Origin of the sequence: Acinetobacter sp. 22323 (assembly GCF_052044895.1) — a bacterium.
GTDB classification, from domain to species: Bacteria; Pseudomonadota; Gammaproteobacteria; order Pseudomonadales; family Moraxellaceae; genus Acinetobacter; species Acinetobacter schindleri.
Genome location: NZ_JBQEOL010000002.1, coordinates 176,426 through 196,386 on the forward strand (window position 1 = coordinate 176,426; position 19,961 = coordinate 196,386).

13 protein-coding genes and 3 pseudogenes are annotated in these 19,961 nt (G+C 36.5%); 9 read left to right on the top strand and 7 right to left on the bottom strand.

The features are described 5' to 3' along the window. Positions 1-28: 28 nt before the first annotated feature. The 7 genes from ACTJIX_RS02100 to ACTJIX_RS02130 all read left to right on the top strand — a co-directional run bounded on the left by ACTJIX_RS02100 (position 29) and on the right by ACTJIX_RS02130 (position 12,659). Positions 29-1,369 (top strand): hypothetical protein, encoded by a 1,341-nt coding sequence (locus ACTJIX_RS02100; RefSeq protein ID WP_440611123.1) that lies wholly within the window; start codon positions 29-31, stop codon positions 1,367-1,369. Between the two features lie 556 nt (positions 1,370-1,925). Further along, positions 1,926-2,909 carry a Fic family protein gene (locus ACTJIX_RS02105; protein WP_440611124.1) on the top strand — a complete coding sequence of 328 codons (984 nt, stop codon included), beginning with the start codon at positions 1,926-1,928 and terminating at the stop codon, positions 2,907-2,909. Between the two features lie 245 nt (positions 2,910-3,154). Continuing rightward, positions 3,155-4,444 (top strand): salicylate 1-monooxygenase, encoded by a 1,290-nt coding sequence (gene salA, locus ACTJIX_RS02110; RefSeq protein ID WP_368775944.1) that lies wholly within the window; start codon positions 3,155-3,157, stop codon positions 4,442-4,444. A 54-nt stretch (positions 4,445-4,498) separates the two neighbouring features. After that, on the top strand, positions 4,499-5,851 hold the full coding sequence (locus ACTJIX_RS02115) for an MFS transporter (protein WP_348962484.1): 1,353 nt from the start codon (positions 4,499-4,501) through the stop codon (positions 5,849-5,851). 53 nt (positions 5,852-5,904) lie between these two features. Then, positions 5,905-6,795, top strand: coding sequence for a LysR family transcriptional regulator (locus tag ACTJIX_RS02120; RefSeq protein ID WP_348962490.1), 891 nt, complete (start codon positions 5,905-5,907; stop codon positions 6,793-6,795). 120 nt (positions 6,796-6,915) lie between these two features. Next, entirely contained in the window at positions 6,916-12,297 is a 5,382-nt protein-coding gene (locus ACTJIX_RS02125; RefSeq protein WP_348962485.1) for a DUF4011 domain-containing protein, read from the top strand. Between the two features lie 41 nt (positions 12,298-12,338). Further along, positions 12,339-12,659 carry a hypothetical protein gene (locus tag ACTJIX_RS02130; RefSeq protein WP_348962486.1) on the top strand — a complete coding sequence of 107 codons (321 nt, stop codon included), beginning with the start codon at positions 12,339-12,341 and terminating at the stop codon, positions 12,657-12,659. A 50-nt stretch (positions 12,660-12,709) separates the two neighbouring features. Here the strand turns inward: ACTJIX_RS02130 and ACTJIX_RS02135 are convergent. The 4 genes and pseudogenes from ACTJIX_RS02135 to ACTJIX_RS02150 all read right to left on the bottom strand — a co-directional run. Beyond that, positions 12,710-13,045, bottom strand: a pseudogene (locus ACTJIX_RS02135) (transposase); the annotation flags it as partial. Positions 13,046-13,063: 18 nt separating this feature from the next. Continuing rightward, complete coding sequence (locus ACTJIX_RS02140; RefSeq protein ID WP_348962487.1) at positions 13,064-13,207, bottom strand: hypothetical protein; 144 nt, start codon at positions 13,205-13,207, stop codon at positions 13,064-13,066. 198 nt (positions 13,208-13,405) lie between these two features. Beyond that, complete coding sequence (locus ACTJIX_RS02145) at positions 13,406-14,104, bottom strand: DUF1826 domain-containing protein (RefSeq protein WP_348962488.1); 699 nt, start codon at positions 14,102-14,104, stop codon at positions 13,406-13,408. 62 nt (positions 14,105-14,166) lie between these two features. Then, positions 14,167-14,721, bottom strand: a pseudogene (locus ACTJIX_RS02150) (Fic family protein); the annotation flags it as partial. A 56-nt stretch (positions 14,722-14,777) separates the two neighbouring features. Here ACTJIX_RS02150 and ACTJIX_RS02155 point away from each other — a divergent pair. After that, a complete protein-coding gene (locus tag ACTJIX_RS02155; protein ID WP_002114401.1) occupies positions 14,778-15,710 on the top strand; it encodes an IS5-like element ISAba12 family transposase in 933 nt (310 codons plus the stop codon). Between the two features lie 29 nt (positions 15,711-15,739). On the opposite strand, the gene ACTJIX_RS02160 is transcribed toward ACTJIX_RS02155, so the two are convergent. Further along, on the bottom strand, positions 15,740-16,711 hold the full coding sequence (locus ACTJIX_RS02160; RefSeq protein ID WP_440611125.1) for an AraC family transcriptional regulator ligand-binding domain-containing protein: 972 nt from the start codon (positions 16,709-16,711) through the stop codon (positions 15,740-15,742). Positions 16,712-16,825: 114 nt separating this feature from the next. On the opposite strand from ACTJIX_RS02160, the gene ACTJIX_RS02165 reads away from it, so the two are divergent. Next, positions 16,826-17,470, top strand: coding sequence for a sterol desaturase family protein (locus tag ACTJIX_RS02165; RefSeq protein WP_005006322.1), 645 nt, complete (start codon positions 16,826-16,828; stop codon positions 17,468-17,470). A gap of 483 nt (positions 17,471-17,953) precedes the next feature. Here the strand turns inward: ACTJIX_RS02165 and ACTJIX_RS02170 are convergent. Next, a pseudogene (locus ACTJIX_RS02170) lies at positions 17,954-18,325 on the bottom strand (IS6-like element IS1007 family transposase); the annotation flags it as partial. A 484-nt stretch (positions 18,326-18,809) separates the two neighbouring features. Continuing rightward, entirely contained in the window at positions 18,810-19,799 is a 990-nt protein-coding gene (locus ACTJIX_RS02175) for a copper resistance protein B (protein WP_216986653.1), read from the bottom strand. Positions 19,800-19,961: the final 162 nt, after the last annotated feature.

A 19,961-nucleotide genomic window follows, 5' to 3' on the forward strand; every position in this document is an offset into this window, starting at 1 on the left:
GTATGACCTTAATTGAACACAAGAATTTATGAATATTAGTGCCGTAATTCAAGAAACCTCAAAATATTTAAGTAAATATAATCATATATTTAAGCCTGAAAATGAAATTATTTCATTTCTAGATAGTCGAAGTGACTTCTTAACTTCTATAAATGTGAAAAGAGAAGTTGATAGAATTTATAGGGAAGGAAATAGCCTTTTCATGAGTAAAAGCTGGTTATATACATCAGATATAGAAAATATTTTAGGAATGATAAATCCAAAGACTTGTATAGAATTTTGTATCACATACTCAAATAAAATTGATGATCCAACTTTATTTAATAAAATCAGTTTCTACTATGATGATAAATTACCGCCTATACGCTCAAAAACTCGTAAAAAAATTGCTAATATTTTGCCAATAGATGTATTCGGAAAAGAAAATGCATCTAAAGAGTTATCAAAGATATTTTTAACAGAAGATATTAAAGATCAAAGGTTTAGTTCAATAGATGAATTATTTGATACTCTTAATATCTTTGAAGTATCAACAGCAACTTTTAGGAAATTGCTTAAAAATATCGCCAATTCTAACTTAAGAGATGAATCGGAAAATAGAATTTTAATTGCTAAAATCAACGATGTGCTGCAAAAAGATGGGATGATTCTGGTTTTAGATGAGTCAAAAAACTATCCATTTTTTAAAATTAAAGAACAAGAATATAAACCCAATAAAGCACCAGACTATCTGATTTTCGGTGCAATTGGCACAAAACCGAATATTGGTATTAGTGATGCATTAGATGGTACTGTGTCTGTAATTTCAGATAATGGGAATCCACTGGCATACGACCGAAAAATTATCGACCATCTCAACTGGTCTGATATGGAAGACTGGTGGAATGAAATCAATATTGATCCTAATCTAACGCTCAGAAGTCGATTAAATAAATGTTTGGATTCTCCACCTGAACAGCTATTTTTTAAATACTATTTTTCTTTGTTCCATGCAAAACTTGGTGAAAAACTGCCAGCACTTATTCCACAAGTTTATATCGCATATGATCCAATGCGAGCAAAAGATTTAGAAGGTGGAAAAACACGTGTTCGACAACGCATCGACTTTCTAATGATTTTGCCAAATCTAAAACGAGTGATTATCGAAATTGATGGAAAACAGCATTATGCAAAAGAAGATGGTCGAGCCGATACCAAACGATATGCTGACATGGTTAGGGTAGATCGTGAGTTACGTTTAAGAGGGTATGAGGTTTACCGTTTCGGTGGTGCGGAGTTCTATAATGATCAAAATACGCCCGAAGAAAATGCAATATCAGTTGTAAAAGACTTCTTTACGGCGATGTTTAAACAGCACGAAATTTTATAATTTTAAAAACCAAAAATATAATCTCATATATAACTGATTTTTAATTATTATTTTTACTACCTAGGCGCTGATAGGCTAATTTCAATTAATAAGTATCTAACGCTTGTAGGCTGATAAGTAATTGTTTAATCTTTTTTTTAGCAAGTAGTGTTTAGTGATGTTTTGCTTTTGCTATGATCTGGTATATGTCGGTTGATTTCGCTTATGTTTCGGAGTGGGAGAAACAGTCTAAAGTTTTAGGCAAGTAAAATATACAAGTCATAAAAATCCTTTTCAGTTGTGTTTCTCTTGTACGCAGGCGATACAAAATATGAAGCCCATAACTTACGTTATGGGCTTCATAAATTTATGATAATTGGGTAAATTATGGGTAAAAGTTGAATATTGAAAAACAATTACTATCTATAGGAGTTCATATTAAATCGTCAGTTAAGCTGCCACCATCTCCATACTTCTATGCTATCTAATAGCCGGAGAAATTTGGGAGAGAGCTATAAAAAGTCAACATATTAGAGTTTAATATCTTGACTTAGGATATTGAATCTATAACAAACTTATGAAATATCAACCGCCTTATACGATTACTTCTAAAATCATTCACTTGGTCGCTCAGATTAGTGAGTCTATAGGGCGTTTGACTGTATTGACTCAAATTCAGGATGGATTAAAACTTAGAAAAGCCAATCGGATTAGAACTATTCAAGGCTCTCTTGCGATAGAGGGAAATACCCTTAGTGAAGAACAGATTACAGCAATCTTAAACGGCAAACCTGTGATTGCTCCACCCAAAGAAGTTCAGGAAGTCCGTAATGCAATAAAAGCCTATGAGGCATTTCAACAATGGAAACCCAGCAGTGAGCAGGACTTATTGCAAGCCCATCAAATATTAATGACGGGGTTAATTGATGAAGTTGGACAATTCCGTCATGGTGGAGTTGGTGTAATGTCTGGCGATCGAGTGGTACATATGGCTCCACCAGCTAACCAAGTGAATCGTTTAATCGGGGAGCTATTGCAGTGGCTGGATGAAAGCCCAGAGCATCCATTGATTAAAAGCTCAGTTTTTCATTATGAATTTGAATTTATTCATCCCTTTGCTGATGGTAATGGCCGTATGGGCAGGCTTTGGCAGACACTGATATTGAGTCAGTGGAATCCTATTTTTGCCAATATACCTGTTGAAAGCCTAATTTATCAAAATCAAAAAGCCTATTACGATGCTTTGCAAGCCAGTACTGATCAGACGGATTCAGCGTCATTTATAGAGTTTATATTGCAGATGATTTTGGATGCGATTCTAAGTTCTACAGTCACCGATCAAGCTAGCGAACATGATAGCGATCAAGTTAAGCGCCTGGTTGCTTTGATGGATAAACATGAATACACGCTAGCTGAATTGATGTCATTATTAGGGTTGTCTCATCGGGCTACATTTCAAAAGAACTATCTGAATCCAGCAATTGAAGCTGGGCTGATTGAGCGTACTATCCCTGATAAACCAAAAAGTCCTAAGCAAAAGTACAGATTAAAGAAAATGTAAAATTGGAGTAACTCTAAATTCCCAAAACTATCTGATAAGGGGAGGCATCCGGTGAAGCCTACTTGACTCAGGCAAGCTCCCACTTATACGGCAGCAATTCTTCTATTTTGCTCATTTTTTGTGTTGGTAGCCTTGATTATTAATATCAAATTATTAAATAGTATAAGTTAAAAAATATAAATTGGATTAAAAGTAAAAAATGGGGAATGATAAGAATTCAAAGGAAATTAGTAAGGAATACTAAAATGAATAAAAAAATTAAAGTTGCTGTGATTGGTGGTGGTATTGCAGGATTAGCACTCACAACCCAATTGGTAAAAGCTCAACACTTGGATGTCCATCTTTATGAATCTGCTGCCCAATTTTCAGAAATTGGCGCAGGAATTTCTTTCGGTGCAAATGCTGTCAAAGCCATCCATCTATTGGGTCTAGGCAAAGAATATGAAAGTATTGCTGATAAAGTAAAAGCACCGTATACCGATATCTGGTTCCAATGGCGGAATGGCTATACAGATGAATATCTATCTGCTTCTGTCGCACCGAAAGTAGGTCAATCTTCTGTACATCGTGCCGATTTTTTGGATACTTTAATTCCTCTCGTCCCTTTATCCAATGTACATTTTAATAAGCGCGTACAGCACATTGATGCGACTGCCGATCAGGCAAAAATTACTTTTATGGATGGACAAGAGGTTGAATACGATTATGTGATCGGCTGTGACGGCATTCATTCAGTAGTACGCAATCATGTTTTAGATTCGCATCAACTTCCACGCGTGACACCTCAATTTTCTGGTACATGGGCATATCGCGGCATTATTAAGTTTAAGGATTTTCAGCAGGCTATCAAGGAACTCGCTAATGATCCAGAGTTATTTGACGTTCCGCAAATGTTCTTGGGTAAGGACAAACACATCTTAACTTTCCCAATTCGCCAGGGAGAAGAAATCAATATTGTGGCATTTAAATCTGACCGTACGCAAACCGTCTTGCCAGAAAATACCCCTTGGACAAAATCTGTTTCCAAACAGGAAATGCTCGAAGATTTTGCAGACTGGAGTGATAGCTGTCAGGCATTATTGAATTTAATTGAAGCTCCGACGCTGTGGGCACTGCATGAAATTCAGCCATTAGAAACCTATAAAAATAAGACAAACAATGTGATTGTGATTGGTGATGCTGCGCATGCCATGTTACCGCATCAAGGTGCCGGTGCCGGACAAGGCCTGGAAGATGCATTAATCTTGGCTAATTTGTTGGCTAATCCACAGCTGACGCGTGAAACCATCAAATTAGTATCTGGAATTTATGAAGAAGTACGTCTAGAGCGTGCTGTAAAAGTTCAGCATACCTCGCATGAATCGGGTGAGATTTATGAACTTTATTCACCACTATATCCGAGTTTTGAGGAGATTGGCGCTCATTTAGCTCATCGCTTTGATTGGTTATGGCAGCACTCACTTGAACAAGATATTGAAACAGCTACAACATCGTTGCAGAAAGAACTACAGCAGAAAATCAGAATGGCTGGTTAAGTTCATAAATTAAAATAAAAAAATTGCACAATGTTTCGACCAGGGAGGTCAATTATGCAAAGTATTAATGCCAATGAGATTATAGATCATGCCCGATTGAAAGCGATTCACTGGCGTGTGATTTTACTGAGTGCCCTGATTATTATTTTTGATGGCTACGATCTGGTGATTTATGGTGTCGCCTTGCCAAAACTCATGAAGGAATGGCAAATAGATACCATCACCGCCGGTTTTCTTGGTAGTGTTGCCTTATTCGGCATGATGTTTGGTGCGATTATTTTTGGCAGTCTGAGTGACAAGTTAGAAAGCTATGGGTTTAGCCGTAAAAAACTCATCGCGCTTTGTATCTTCTTGTTCAGTGGTTTTACCTTGTTATGTGGCTATGCGACTAATCCACAGAGCTTTGGTATCTTTCGCTTTCTGGCGGGTCTCGGTCTAGGCGGGGTCATGCCGAATGTGATCGCTCTGATGACTGAATATGCACCGAAAAAATTACGTGCCACGCTCGTTTCACTGATGTTTAGTGGCTATGCAGTGGGTGGGATGTGTTCAGCACTATTAGGAATGTGGTTAGTGCCGCAATTTGGCTGGAAAATTATGTTTATCATCGGAGGTTTACCGCTATTGCTGTTACCGGTGATCTGGTATTTGCTACCTGAATCTATTGATTATTTAGTACGACGCAAAAAAACCGAACAAGCTTTTCAGATCCTTAAACAAATTGATAGCAGTATCACGTATAACAACCAGACACAGATTAGCCTGCATCATGAGAATCAAGCTGTATCTAAGTCACCAGTGAAAGATCTATTTGCAGAGAATCGTGGTCCTGTGACTTTACTGTTCTGGACCAGTGTATTTATGGCTTTAATTTTGGTCTATGCCTTAGGCAACTGGTTACCAAAACTGATGGTTGAGGCGGGATATGATTTATCCACCAGTTTAGTCTTCCTTTTTGCACTCAATATTGGTGGTATGCTAGGCGCAATTTTTGGTGGATATCTCGCAGATCGTTTTAATTTGGCTAAAGTACTATGCACTTTATTTGCTAGTGGTGCGATTGCCTTGTTCTTGCTCAGCTACAGTCTACCGACTTTTGTTCTTTATATCTGTATCGCAGTTGCAGGGGCAGCTTCTATTGGCGGGCAGATTTTATTATTGGCGTATATGTCACAATTTTACTCATCCAATATCCGCGCGACTGGTTTAGGTATGGCATTGGGTGTAGGACGTCTAGGTGCAATTTTAGGTCCAATTTTATGTGGTTGGTTGCTGAGTTTGAGTTTATCGCTCACTTATAATTTTATTGCTCTGGCTATCCCATGTATGATTGCAGTGATTAGCGTTTCAATGATTCACTATCGTCTGAAACAGAAAAAATTAAAACCTGTGGTTGTACAAGCTTAAAGATTGATTCAGGGAGGGTAACCTCCCTGATTGATATTGGAATATTAAAATTGATTGATCTGAGTCTTATTAAAGTTTTTATTGTCATCTACGAAACAAAAAATATTAGTCATGCAGCCGAAAGGCTTAATTTAAGTCAGCCTTCTGTGACCTACAATCTCAATCGCTTACGTAAGTTTCTTAATGATCCACTCTTTGAACGCGACAAATTTGGCGTCAAACCCACCAAGTTGGCCCAGATTTTATATCCGAGTTTTAGTCAGTCAGTTGCTGAAATTGAAACTGCCATTGCAGCGACACAACAGTTTGATCCCAAAACTTCAACTCGGACCTTCCGTCTTGGTCTGTCCGATTTAGGTGAGATCTGTTTATTACCTTCACTGATTCAATATCTATCTAAAGAAGCACCTTTTATAAAAGTTGAAATTGAAGAAATTCATTCAAATCAAGTGGAAGCATGGCTGATTGAAGGTTTCTTGGATGTTGCTGTGTTTAATAGCAGCTATACCGTGATGCCCAAGATTGAATCACGCAATTTATTTGAAGAACGATATATGTGTATTGCTCATAAACAGCATCCACGTATTCAGGATCAATTGAGTTTAGAACAGTATTTACACGAGAAACATGCTGCGATTAAATCTTCTACCGGCCATATTGAAATTGATCAAAGGCTGAAAGAACTTGGGTTGAAACGGAATATCATGCTGGAAGTGCCACATTTCAGTGTATTACAGGATGTTGTGACTAATTCAGAATTACTGGTGACCTTACCTTCACGTGCAGCACGCGTCTATGAACGTAATAGTGACGTCAATATTTTTGAATTACCTTTTGCGGTTAAAACCTTTAATGTCAGTGCCAACTGGTACAACCATCATGATGATTTAGAAGCCCGTACCTGGTTTATTCAAACTTTAAGAAAAATTTTTCAGTCTTTATAGTTTGGGCTGCTTTTCACTTTACGGTTAGATGATATAGATTAGCTATCAATATAAAACTCAAATTGATATCATAAATATATAAAAATATTGCTTTAAATTTTAGAGGTTTTTAAGAATTATATGACTGAAGGCGCTACAACATTTGCATATGATTCATTAGAGTCAATCCGAAAAAGACTATTGGATTTAAGCTCAAGAAATGCATTATTAAATTATAAGTTTCCTAGAGGTAAGTGCCTTCAATTTATTGAAACTACTCCAAATGCAGTATTCAAAGCATTAAGTGATAAAAAAACAATAGATTTAGCAGCAATTCCAAAACCAACAGATGCTGAAATTAAGGCTTATTATCAGAATGAAGGTAAAAAAGATTCTAATTTAAAAGACTTAGCTCCTACAGTCGAATCATGGGCAAAGCATTTGGGCTATCAAACTAGCTTTGATTTACAGCAAAATGATTTTTGTACTTCAATACATGCTGATAGTGATTGTTTGCAAAGTTTGCTCTATCCAAAAGATTTAGAAACTAGAATTAAGCATATAAAACAGCAAGCTGAATCATCTCTTAGTGAGACTGGATCTAATGTCCTATATATAACGATTGGCTTTTTAGAGTGGGCGGAAAGTAAAGATTCTTCAATGAGAAGGTTAGCTCCATTATTTACTTTACCAATTAAAATAGAGAAAAAACCAAAAACTAAGAATGGAGGTTATGATAATTTTGAAATTTCTTTGCTAGATGATGGGCTCCTCAGTAATGTTACATTGCATGAGAAATTAAAGAATGAATTCGGATTAGAATTGCCATTATTAGATGAAGATATAGTACCAGAAGATTATTTTAACTTAATCGAAAAAAATATTTTAGCCCATGAAAAAGGTTGGAAAATTCAACGTAAAGTGTGCATGTGTTTGCTGAACTTTACAAAGCAAGCTATGTATCAAGACTTGGATCCTGGCATTTGGCCAGAAGGTCATTCAATTGAACAACATCCAGTAATTCAACAATTATTCAGCAAAGTTGCAAAAGAAAGAGAGAACCATAGTTTCGATATAGAGTATGAAATAGATGATATTGCTGATATTAATGAAAAATTTCCAATAATTTATGATGCTGATAGTTCCCAGCATAGTGCACTTATTGATGCTGTAAAAGGTGAAAACTTAGTTATTGAAGGCCCTCCTGGTTCAGGTAAGTCGCAAACTATTACTAACTTAATTGCTGCCGCTATCAATAATGGAAAAAAAGTACTTTTTGTTGCTGAAAAAATGGCTGCTTTAAACGTAGTAAAAGATAGATTAGATAAAGCAGATCTAGGTGGATTTTGTTTAGAATTACATAGCCATAAATCTAATAAATTAAAAATATTACACGACTTAAGTGACCAATATAAAAAAATAGGACAGTATACAAAGCCAAATCAATTGCAAGTAACAAAAAATAAATTAGATTTATGTAAGAGTAATTTAAATCAATATGTTAAGAGTATTAATAAGGAATGGGGTGCAACCAAACTTACAGCGCATGAAGTTCTAGCTAAAGCAGCAAAATTGAAAAGATTGTTAGATATAAATCCTGAAGAGGTGTTAATTGATAATTTAAATATAAGTGCATTAAGTCAAGATGAAATTTATAGTTATATCGACTGTGGGCGATTATTAGAAAATGCATTTATACAAACTCGTGATCAGAGTATAGATAAAAATATTTTCAAACATTACTGGTTTGGAATTAATAAAATAAATCTAATCGATTCAGATAAGGTTGAAATTGTTAATTCACTTAAGCAATGGAATGCAGAATTAAAATCAATAAAGTCCTTAATTACGGAGGTCTTTTCTATTGATGATTTTAATTTAGAGTATGTTGAAAAAATTGTTGTAAATGCGAATAAATTGCCGGAATGTGATGAAGAAATATCTTATGAGTTAATACATCAATTAACTTCGAAAATTGATATTTTAGAGGAATATATTAACTTATATTCTATAATAAATAAAAATTATATTGAAATTTCCTCTACATTTGATGAGAAATTCCTAGAAAATTTGGATATTCAACAGATTAATGATATTCAAGATTTGATTAATAAGAGTGATAAATTAGATAAAATTATCTCTTTCAATGAATTGGTAGAAGCAATAGATGGTTTGGAAAATATTAGAAAATCATTAATTGATTTAAGTCCTGATATTGAATTAGTTAAAAATAATATACCTTATGAACTTAAAAGTGTTTTTGGATATTCTGAGGAAAAATTTAAGGATATGGAGTTATTAGTAACTCATTTAAAATCTTTGCCATTTGAATTGCTAAAAATTAGAAATGAAATTTTTGATGAATCTAATGTTGATCAATTTATATTGGAATTTGAGCCTGTATTTAATCAACTACAAAGAAATTATCCAGATTGTAAAGAAATTTATAATATAGATAATTTACCAGACCTAAATGATTTGGAAGTAAATTATAAAAATGTATGTATAGGTGGATTCTTTAAGTATTTTACTAGACGATGGTGGAAAGCAAGAAAATTCATCACAGGTATGAGTAAAAATGAAAATACTCCATTTGTTGAGATACAGAATAACTTTTCTAAATTAATTGATTTTAGAAAAAACATCGATATAGCTGATAGTTTAAATCAAAAATATAAAATTTTAGGTCATATGTATGATGGTGTTAATACACCTTTAGATGATATAAAAACTTTACGTGAATGGTATAAAGGTATTCGTCATGATTATGGTGTTGGTTTTGATGAGAGAGTAAAGATTGGTTCTGCAATCTTAAGACTAGAAAGCAATTTGATTAAATCTATCATTGAAGAATATGATCGAAAAATTGCACCAAAAATTAAAATCTCATTAAATCTATTGGAAGAATTTTCTACTTTATATAACAATAAAATTAAAGGTTTAAAAAATATTCATGAGATTGTTAATGAGACAAGTGATATTTCATCTACATTGTCCGATCTTAAGGAGATGAAGAATAAACTTCATACATTAATTGTTGATAAGAATAATTCATTTTCAACTATTGAAAGTAAGTTGAATTTGTTTAATGAGAATCTTCACAATTTAATAAAATTTGAAGAAATAAAGAACAATCATCCAGAAATATCAAATGAATGGGAATTAAATGATTTTAAAGGAAAAGTTAATAATATTGAGGTGGGTAAAGTAAATAAGACTCTGGATTTATTGAAATTTATTTCTGGTTGTGATGATGATATTAAGAATAAATTTTTAGATATTTTAAATTTAGAAAGTTATAAAAATTTTAAAGAAGTTAATGCCAAAATTGCATTTCATTTTAATAATGAGGCTAAATTTAAACAAAAGTTTAAAGATAATTCGGAAGCAGATGAATCATGGGTCGATCTAAATAAAACTTCTTTTGAAAATTTGATTAGAAGAAATGATCTAGCCTTAGATAATCAAGATTGGATATTTACTTGGAGTAATTATCAATCAGTTAAATCTAAAGCTGAAGCTTTAGGATTCAAAAATATTATTGGAAAGTTGGAAAATGGTTCACTAGAGAGTTATTCATTAGTCGATACCGTACAGCTTTCTGTATATTGTTCTTTAGCAAAGCATATTATAAATACTGATACGTTGATTCAGAAGCTTAATGGGATGGAATTATCAACAATGGTTGATGATTTTAAGAATTATGATAATGAATTAATAGCTTTGCAGAGAAAACAGATTGCTAGCAATGCAGCAACAGTTGATGTACCTCAAGGAATTGCTTATGGTCGCGTATCAGATTTAACAGAATATTCTCTCATAGCTAAAGAATCTTTAAAAAAAATGAGACATATACCTATTAGGTCTTTGCTTGAGCGGGCACCCAATGCGATCCAGGCATTGAAACCATGTTTCATGATGAGTCCTATGTCTGTAGCTCAATACTTGAAGCCTGGTCTTTTTGATTTTGATTTAGTGATTATGGATGAAGCATCTCAAATTCTACCAGAGGATGCTATTGGTGCTTTGGCTCGTGGTAAAAGTGCAATTATTGTAGGAGATCCGAAACAATTACCTCCAACAAGTTTCTTTAGTACTTCTATAAACTTGGATGATACGGACGAAGAAGATTTAGTAGGAGTTGAAGATGCAGAAAGTATTTTAGATTCAGTTTCAATGTTTAAACAGAGACGCTTACGTTGGCATTATCGTTCGCGACATCAATCTTTGATTGCATTTTCGAATAAGCATTTTTATGACTCTGACCTTATTTTATTTCCTTCAGCAATACAAAGTTCGCCTGAATTAGGCATTCGATTCAAAAAAGTCTCAGGTACATTCAATTCAGGACGTAACTATGAGGAAGCTCAAGCTGTTGTTAATGAAGTATGTGAACTAATTCTTCAAGACAGAGAAGAGTCGATAGGTATTGTTGCAATGAATAGCCAGCAACGAGATGAAATTGAAAACCAGCTAGAGCTTAAATTATCTGAAAACTCTTTATTACAGAGTTTATATGATAAAAAAATGAAATCTTTTGAGCCTATATTTATCAAAAATCTTGAAAATGTTCAGGGTGATGAAAGGGATGTTATTGTTATTTCGATGACTTATGGGCCAAGTCAGATTGGTGGAAAAGTATTTCAGCGATTTGGTCCTATTAATCAGAGCTCTGGGTGGAGACGTTTAAACGTGCTCTTTACTCGTTCGAAGAAGAGAATGCATATTATCTCTTCAATGAATTCTACAGATATCTTGACATCTGATACGAGTAGTAAAGGAGTATCGGCCCTAAAAGCATTTTTGAGATATTGTGAGACAGGTTTCTTACATGAAGAAAAACAGACAGGTAAGGCTCCGGATAGTGATTTTGAAATTGCTGTAATGAAGGCATTAGCAAAACATGGATATGAATGTGAACCACAATTAGGTGTTGCAGGCTACTTCTTAGATCTGGCTGTTAAAAATCCAAATAATCCTGGAGAATATTTATTAGCAGTTGAGTGTGATGGTGCAACGTATCATTCAGCAAAATCTAGTCGTGATCGTGATCGATTACGTCAACAGATTTTAGAAAGTTTAGGGTGGAGGATACACCGTATTTGGTCAACAGATTGGTTCAAAAATTCACAAGAGCAAATGCAAATTTTGCTAGAAAAATTGAGTAATCTAAAACCATTGATTGAGAATAATACAACTGAACCAAATATTAAATTATCGAAAGCATCAGTTAAAGAAAATCAATATGCACTAGTATTTGACAATGTAGCTGAGGATTTCAATGATTTTGTCGAGGTAAATGATTTAGTGAAATATGTGGATAGTAGAAATCCTGAGAAAATTGTTAGTGTGAAAATTTCTAATAACTTTAACAATTATCAGGAAGGTATTACCCACCGTAATAGCCCTTTGGGACAAGTATTACTTGGGCTTACAATAGGGGAAAGTTCAGTATTATCTTTGCCGAGTGGGGATGTAAATATTACTGTTAAAGATATTATTAAGTCTAAAGTTGATGTTTAGTGGTTATAAATTCAGGTGTTTAACCTGCGTTAGGAATATGTATGAGTATTGACTTAGATAAAATGATGACCCCTGATGAGATACATGCATCAGGTATTAATAAGCTTTCAGAATCTGAGCAACAGGAAATATTACGGTGGGGGCTACGAATGTATGGCTTGGGTCAACATAAGGTAGGTGACATCCATGAAATTAAATATGAGGGGAGAGTGATTGTCCTTGATGATGGTTCGAGATGGGAAGTTGCATCATATGATGCTTCTACTGTGGACTTTTGGGGGGAGTTTACAAAAGTTGCGATTATTGATGATGAAATGTATCGTCTGGAAGAATGTGTCTCAGTAAGTGAAGATTTTATCTAAATATTAATTAGATGCTGAAATTTTAATTTCTCATGATCCAGGGCGTGTCATCAATTAAGCCATATCATGATTGAAGCAAGATAGATCGCTGACAGGAAGTTTTGAGCCAATTTATCATAGCGCGTAGCAATACCTCGATACTGCTTGAGCTTGGTGAAGAAATTCTCGATCAGATGTCTTGCCTTATAAAAATGTTGGTCATAATCACGCTGATCAATCGCATTACTTTTGGACGGCATCACGATCAGACCATTGATCTTATAGATCGGATCAATCACCCGATCCTTGGAATTGTAGGCTTTATCCATGAGCCAAGTCTGACTTAACGATAAGTCCAGCAGCACATCAACACCATTTAAGTCATGAGCCTGCCCAGCAGTGAGATAAAATCCTGTTGGGTTGCCTCAAGCATCAGTATGGGCATGAATTTTGGTACTTAAGCCACCTTTACTGTGTCCGATCGCCTGTTCTTTTTTTCCGGCACTGTGTTGATGACCGCGCACAATGGTTGAGTCCAGCATGGCATATTCATTAATTCTAGTCTTCATTTGATGTGCTGGTTACTGGATTAAAGTAAGCGAAAGCAGAGTATTTATTGAAATAGCGAAAATATTGCTATTGAAAAAATTACACATTGGTTTGAGTGTGTCGATTTGTTTCATTTCTCTAGAGCATTTAAGAAATGGGAAATCGAAACACACAAATTTTATAGGTTCCTGTCCACCCACTATATATCGAATAAATATTTAACAAATTAATAGCAGTCTATACTCACCATCTTTTTCAGCAGGAGCTCTATGAACACATGGTAAGACCTGTTGTGTTGGATGATCTACCGACAGGCGCCAAAGATGTCCTGAACCTAAATTCACAGGTTTTGCATCGGGTTTAGGCTGATAATGCAAGTTGAAGAAATTTTCTTCTAAGAAAGTTTCAAATTCAGATTCTGGGCCGTCATGTAATTTTTTGAGTTTTGCCCTGATTTCTGCAATTAAAATCTTTTGCTCAACCTGATCATTCGGCAGGATATCACTTGCAGGACCATGGTAGGTACATAAAAAAGTATCCGTTGCAATCGGTGAGCGATCAACATGATACGAATATACATCTGTTGAAATGAAATCTAGCTCTTCATCACGTTCATAACTTTTCAGTAAATTCAGAGAAGGTGATGCACCAAAATCAGTTAAAAGCTGCATATCCTTTAAGATAATTTCCCTTGCTAGATGACCTTCTTCTGAAAGTTGGAGTGCTAAAAGATCTTCAACAGAAACTTCTGTAATGTTCTTTTTTAATTTTAGTTTAGCCACGATCTCTTGAAAGTCGCCAACCAAATTTCTATACCAGCAAATGGCATTCATATCTCCTTGAAAATTCGAATTTACAAGTTCAGAAAAAGTAGAAACCACTCTAATTTGGTTGTTGTCAGAAAGCGTATTCTTCATATTTTAAAATTAAATAGTGGGCTGTCCCACTTTCTCCTACAAATTTTTTGTCTATTCTTGGATTAAATATCCAAAACTATCTGATAAGGCTTAAAGCCTTCCAATACAGCAGCTGCAACTAATTGAATGAAAGGTTCAGTTTTGCCATGAGCCACCCATTGATCTAGAGCGTCATAGTAAGCCAAACGGTTTTCAACTTTAATAACACATGGCGGATAACCAGCTTTCATCAACTCTAAATTCATCAATAGCCGCGATGTGCGACCATTGCCATCAATAAAAGGATGAATGCTGACAAAATCCGCATGCATCTTAGCTGCTCGCTCAATTGGGTGCAGTTGGCCTGCTTCAGAATTATACCAATTTACAAACTGAGCCATTTTGTCATTCAGTGAGGTGTAATCAGGTGGGGAAGTGGTAGCACCTGAAATCAGTATGTTTCGCTGTCTGTAATGTCCGGCATTGTCATCATCAATATTTTTAAGAATCAGTTGGTGGATGTTCCGGATTTGCCATTCAGAAAAAGGTTCTAGTTTCTTGATGATATCTTCAACATAGTAGATCGCATTGCGGTGGTTAATTGCTTCGAAGTGTTCTCTAAGCGTTTTACCGCCAACAGGGCTTTGTTGCACAAACCTATCTGTAAAGGGTTTTTCAGCGATATAATTTTCAAATGAAGAAGCCTACACACAAAATCTACCGCACAACCAATTGGCCCGCATATAACCGAGCACTCATGAGTCGCGGAAATATTGCCATTTGGTTTGATCCTGCTACGCAATGGTATGCGCCATCAAAAGGCAAACAAGGGCGAAATCAAACCTACTCCGACGCAGCCATCCAATGCTGCTTAATGATTAAATCCTTATTCCGTCTGTCTTTACGTATGGTCACTGGCTTTGTGCAAAGTCTGATTAAACTTTGCGGATTAAATTGGATAGCTCCAGATTACACCACGCTTTGTAGAAGACAAAAGCATATTGATATTGTAATCAGCTACCAAAAAAGTAGCGATGGGCTGCATCTACTCATGGACTCTACAGGCATGAAGTTTCTAGGTGAGGGCGAATGGAAACGCAAGAAACATGGACCTGAATATCGTCGCCAATGGCGTAAACTTCATATTGGTATAGATGCTAAAACCCTGCAAATACGAGCAGTTCAGCTTACAACCAATAATGTCAGTGATTCACAGGTGCTTGGTGATTTACTTAATCAGATTCCACAAGATGAGCGGATTAACTCTGTTTATACCGATGGAGCTTATGACACCAAGCAATGCCGTCAGGTCATTGCAGATCGGCAAGCGCATGCGGTGATTCCACCTAGAAAAAATGCGAAACCATGGAAAGATACAAAGAGTAGCTCGCTAGAGCGAAATGAATTACTTCGAACAATTAAACGTTTAGGCAGGACACTATGGAAAAAATGGTCAGGCTATCATCGGCGAAGTTTGGTTGAAACTAAGATGCATTGCATCAAATTATTAGGAGATAAACTCAGTGCAAGGAGTTTTGATAGCCAAGTGAATGAGATCCATGCACGTGTAGCAGTCCTTAACAGATTTACGGAATTAGGTCGACCACTTACCCAAGTTACGCCTTAAATTTGGCTCAATTAGGGGCGCTTTGCATTTCAAATCTTTGTGCAACAAAGCCGTTTAAAGGCGCGCTGAAAGGCACTTTGTTCTGAATAGCAAAGCAGCAGGGCAATCTCCTGTAAACTCAGGTGTGGGTCTTTTAGATATTCAGTTGCCAGCATAAAGCGAACTTCCTGTACCCGTTCCTGAAAAGTGGCATTTTGCTGTTGCAGGTGGCGTTGAAGCTGCCGAACCGAGACTCCCAGTTTCTTCGCAATAAAGTCGATCTGGTATTGGTTCTTTTGCAGGCCTGTCGAAATGGCATGTTGCAAGCGTTGATCAAGTTGGGTCGAGTTGGGTAATTTGTCCAGAAGCGCCTGTGCCTGCTGTAAAAGTAGTTGCTGTAAGGTGTGGTCTCCATTCCTCAGTGGCTTGAATGCCTCAGCCACAGGCAAAATTAGTTGGGTTCTGGGTTGGTCAAAGCGCACACGGCACTGAAAATATTGTTCATAAACAGAAATATTCTTTGGTGCAGAATTTAAAAAATGGACTTCATGCAGATTGATGCCTTCACCCGACATAAACAGTTTAAGGAACTGTATCATCAAGGCAATCGCAATCTCATCGGTCAGTTGGGTGGGATTGGGTTCGGGTGCTTCCCAGCGAATCGAGACATATGGATGGTCGAATTCCACCAGTAGCGGGCTGCCATCATAAATAAGACGGTGAAAGTCCTGGTAGCGTGCCATGGCCTCACCCAGATTTTCACAGGACAGGGCTAGGTAGGCGATAATTCCCAAATGCTTGGGTTGGACATATGCGGCAATTTCCAGTCCCAAACCTGTCCGTGGATGGAGACGGTTTAAGTCTTCAAGCAGGTCGCGCCAGATCACGTAATCAAAGCGTTCTAGGTTCTGAACCTGTTGTAATTGTCCAGGTATTTCTAGACCTTTCGCCTCACAGTAGGCTTTTAGCAGGTGTCCTAAACCACCATAAACCGAGCCTGTATAATTCTTGAGTTGAGACATCCTGTCTACTCCTTATTCTGTCGTGTTTTGTCAATATAAATATATCGTATCGTCAATACTTCGCCTACAAAAATTTATATCTTTAAAAAAATAAGGAAACATTTGGAGAAAACCATGTTGAAGGGTTTTGTTGCAGGTTTGGTGATTGCAAACGGTTATGAATGGTTTGCCCATAAATATCTACTGCATGGGGTTCACCGTAAAGGCAAGCCACGTTTCAGCCCAACGCCAAAACAGATGGAATCGCACTGGGCACACCACCGTGAAGTGCGCAAGCAGGGCTTTTCTGATGATTGTTATGTCGAGGGTCTGGACAACTGGCGTACGCGCAATGAGTTAATGTCACTTGCTGTAGCCGCAGGTGTGCTAAGTGTTGTGTTCTATCCTTTTTCAAAAGGCATGGCGCTTGCAGCGATTTATAGTGCGGGGAATTATTATTATGTTCATCGCCGTGCCCATCTTGAGCCTGATTGGGCGAAGCGTACAATCCCGTGGCACTATGATCACCACATGAACTCGAACCAAGATGCAAATTGGTGTGTTACTCGTCCTTGGTTTGATTATGTGATGGGGACGCGTGTGGTGTCTTCAGCAGATTTGAAAGAGGACAATCCGCTAGGTATCAAGTTACCAGCCCCTATTTCTAAAGCGCTTAGTCATGCAATTGAATCCGTATTTCCAGCAAAATGGGTCGAGCAAAAGCCAAAACTGGTTAAGCCTCCTGTCGTAGAACAAGAGCAAAGTGAATCAGTCGCTTAACTTATAGGTTAAGGGTAAATAAGCCAGACAAAGTTTTATTTTGACAATTCACGACAATAAAGATGAGCTTGTCGTGAATTGTCAATAAAATTGGATTTTAATGTCAATATTTATGCTGAGTTTCTCGCTACCTTAGCTCAAGCCTTTTTATTGCTTAATATTTATCCAGATTTGCTGTATTTTGTTTACCCTCTAGCGTTGTATAAACGCAGTTTCCATACCTTGTTCCGCAAGGTATTTTTTTGCCTGTTAGTTTTGTAAGCTCAAACCTGTCAAAAGATAGAGTGTATTACTATCTTTAAAATTGGGTGAGTACTGGAAGCATATTTTTTGATTAGGTTGAATTTGAGCCATGATTGGCAAATGTTTAGCAACAGCGCGATTACGTGCAAAAACAAAAATCTGTCCTTGTTCTGTTTTAAACTCATATAGTATTTGAGTCCAATTACCATTCTTTGAATAATGCTCAATGCTTTGGTATTGATTGAAAATCTTACCAAGAAAACAATAAGCTGAATGGGTATTTCGTCTAGCAGAAAGATAGAAATCAAGAGTATGGCCACGTTGGTCATCTGCACGGTATAGATATGCCCATTTGCCATTCACTTTTACGTAAGTTTCATCCAGATGCCATAAATGTCGATCTGTAGGATTACGCCAATACCAACGTAAACGTTTTTCCATTTCTGGAGCATAACGCTGAACCCAGCGATAAATTGTGGTGTGATCAACATTCACTCCACGTTCAGCGAGCATTTCCTGAAGTTCACGATAGCTGATGCCATATTTACAATACCAACGAACAGCCCAAAGAATGATTTCACCTTGAAAGTGCCGACCGTGGAAGGGATTCATCTACTGTATCTCGAAATAAATAAGATATTTAGCTTATCATGTCAGCCTATTTGCAACAGTGCCGAAAAATTCCAGTATGCCGCATAGCCGCAAAGGGCCGGAATTGACGTAAGCAAATGCGTACAAGATCGGATAAAAACCGTCCCCTTTTTATCCGCAGAAATTGGGGATATTTTCTTACCGGAGAAGGCTGACAACATTGAAGAAAGTTTTAATTTGATTAAGAAACAATCAATTTTATTGGCGGAATATATCAAAACAGTTTAAAAAAAAGCCGACTTGTTTCCAAGTCAGCTTTTCGACATCGTCGAGCATTATCACTATAACACAAGCATCTGATTTTTATATATTTAAAATATACGTTTCGTATAAGCTCTATTATGTTAAATGGGAGGGAGGGAGCAAAATAAGTTAACATTTTGCTTCCGGTCACATTAAGCTAGAGTTTTATTTAAATAAAGCTATTTAGTAATCATTAAATTAATTAAAATCTAAATCTAACACCAGCTCCATATAACCAACCTTTCTCAGAGTTTGATTCTATTTGCCACGACGTTTCATCATTACCTTTTGAATACTCATAGGCAATGTCGATATACGGCATGATCTTTTTACTGATTTCATAGCGAGTTTCAAGCCCTGCGGTTGCTCTGCTTAAACCAGTTTTTTTCGCATATTTAGAGTCATCACTAAAGATCGCATCCAACTCTAAATAAGTTTGAATAATCAACTTTTGCGTAATCAGAAAATCACGTTCCGTTTCTAGGCTAAAGCCCGCATAACTGTCTTCTCCTGCATAGAGATAAGCATCAGTTTCAAAGAAATATGGTGCCATACCATGTAAGCCAATCACTGCATCAACATTTTCTTCGGTGTCTTTGCGATGATCATCGAGTTCAACTTTTTCACTGCGATAACGTGCACCAATCTGTGCATCCCAAAAGTCTGAAATCATACGGCTATATAAAAGTTTGGCATCATAATGTGCATCATGCGATTCTTCTTTATCGGCATGAACTTTAATAAAAACCTTATTTTCATCTGTGCCAATACGGGTTTCAAACTCTGACTTTAAACCGCCTGTGCCATCTTCATTGACAAACCACTTATTATCCACCGTCGTAATCGCATAAATTTGCGCACCGTGTTCTGAGCGATGATCATAATGCGAACTCTGCTGAGTATTCGCATCTGGTACATGATGTAAATGATTAACCGTAGATGTTGCCTGATGTTGTGCATGATTCATCTGACCATGGTTCATTTTCCCCATCATCTGCATGTGTTGTGCATGCTCTTGTGCAGAATGTTGTGAATGATTCATCTCAGACATGGCTTGATGATTCATTGATGGCATATTTTTCCCATTATTCTGAGTAGTTGAATGATGCCCTTCGTGCGCCACACTTAAGGTCGTTAAACTCAATACCGCAACAGAAAAAATCGCTTTCAATACAAAATTAGTGATGTGCATGTTCAGCTCCTTTTTGCTCAGTTACTTGTTGAGTTTGAGTCGAATTTGGGCACTGTTGCAAATAGAGATTTGAGTCGATGATGTTCCCTTTAAAAAGTACTTAGAGACCGAAAACCCTGTTGATTAGACACACTTCACCCTGAGGCTGACCATAATAAAATG

What these genes read in the sequence shown, in the direction of transcription:
- ACTJIX_RS02125 (WP_348962485.1), top strand. Translation starts at nt 6,916, where the DNA reads ATGACTGAAGGCGCTACAACATTTGCATATGATTCATTAGAGTCAATC.
- ACTJIX_RS02160 (WP_440611125.1), bottom strand. Translation starts at nt 16,711, where the DNA reads ATGTCTCAACTCAAGAATTATACAGGCTCGGTTTATGGTGGTTTAGGA.
- ACTJIX_RS02145 (WP_348962488.1), bottom strand. Translation starts at nt 14,104, where the DNA reads ATGAAGAATACGCTTTCTGACAACAACCAAATTAGAGTGGTTTCTACT.
- ACTJIX_RS02155 (WP_002114401.1), top strand. Translation starts at nt 14,778, where the DNA reads ATGAAGAAGCCTACACACAAAATCTACCGCACAACCAATTGGCCCGCA.
- ACTJIX_RS02130 (WP_348962486.1), top strand. Translation starts at nt 12,339, where the DNA reads ATGAGTATTGACTTAGATAAAATGATGACCCCTGATGAGATACATGCA.
- ACTJIX_RS02140 (WP_348962487.1), bottom strand. Translation starts at nt 13,207, where the DNA reads ATGAAGACTAGAATTAATGAATATGCCATGCTGGACTCAACCATTGTG.
- ACTJIX_RS02115 (WP_348962484.1), top strand. Translation starts at nt 4,499, where the DNA reads ATGCAAAGTATTAATGCCAATGAGATTATAGATCATGCCCGATTGAAA.
- ACTJIX_RS02105 (WP_440611124.1), top strand. Translation starts at nt 1,926, where the DNA reads ATGAAATATCAACCGCCTTATACGATTACTTCTAAAATCATTCACTTG.
- ACTJIX_RS02175 (WP_216986653.1), bottom strand. Translation starts at nt 19,799, where the DNA reads ATGCACATCACTAATTTTGTATTGAAAGCGATTTTTTCTGTTGCGGTA.
- ACTJIX_RS02165 (WP_005006322.1), top strand. Translation starts at nt 16,826, where the DNA reads ATGTTGAAGGGTTTTGTTGCAGGTTTGGTGATTGCAAACGGTTATGAA.
- salA (WP_368775944.1), top strand. Translation starts at nt 3,155, where the DNA reads ATGAATAAAAAAATTAAAGTTGCTGTGATTGGTGGTGGTATTGCAGGA.
- ACTJIX_RS02100 (WP_440611123.1), top strand. Translation starts at nt 29, where the DNA reads ATGAATATTAGTGCCGTAATTCAAGAAACCTCAAAATATTTAAGTAAA.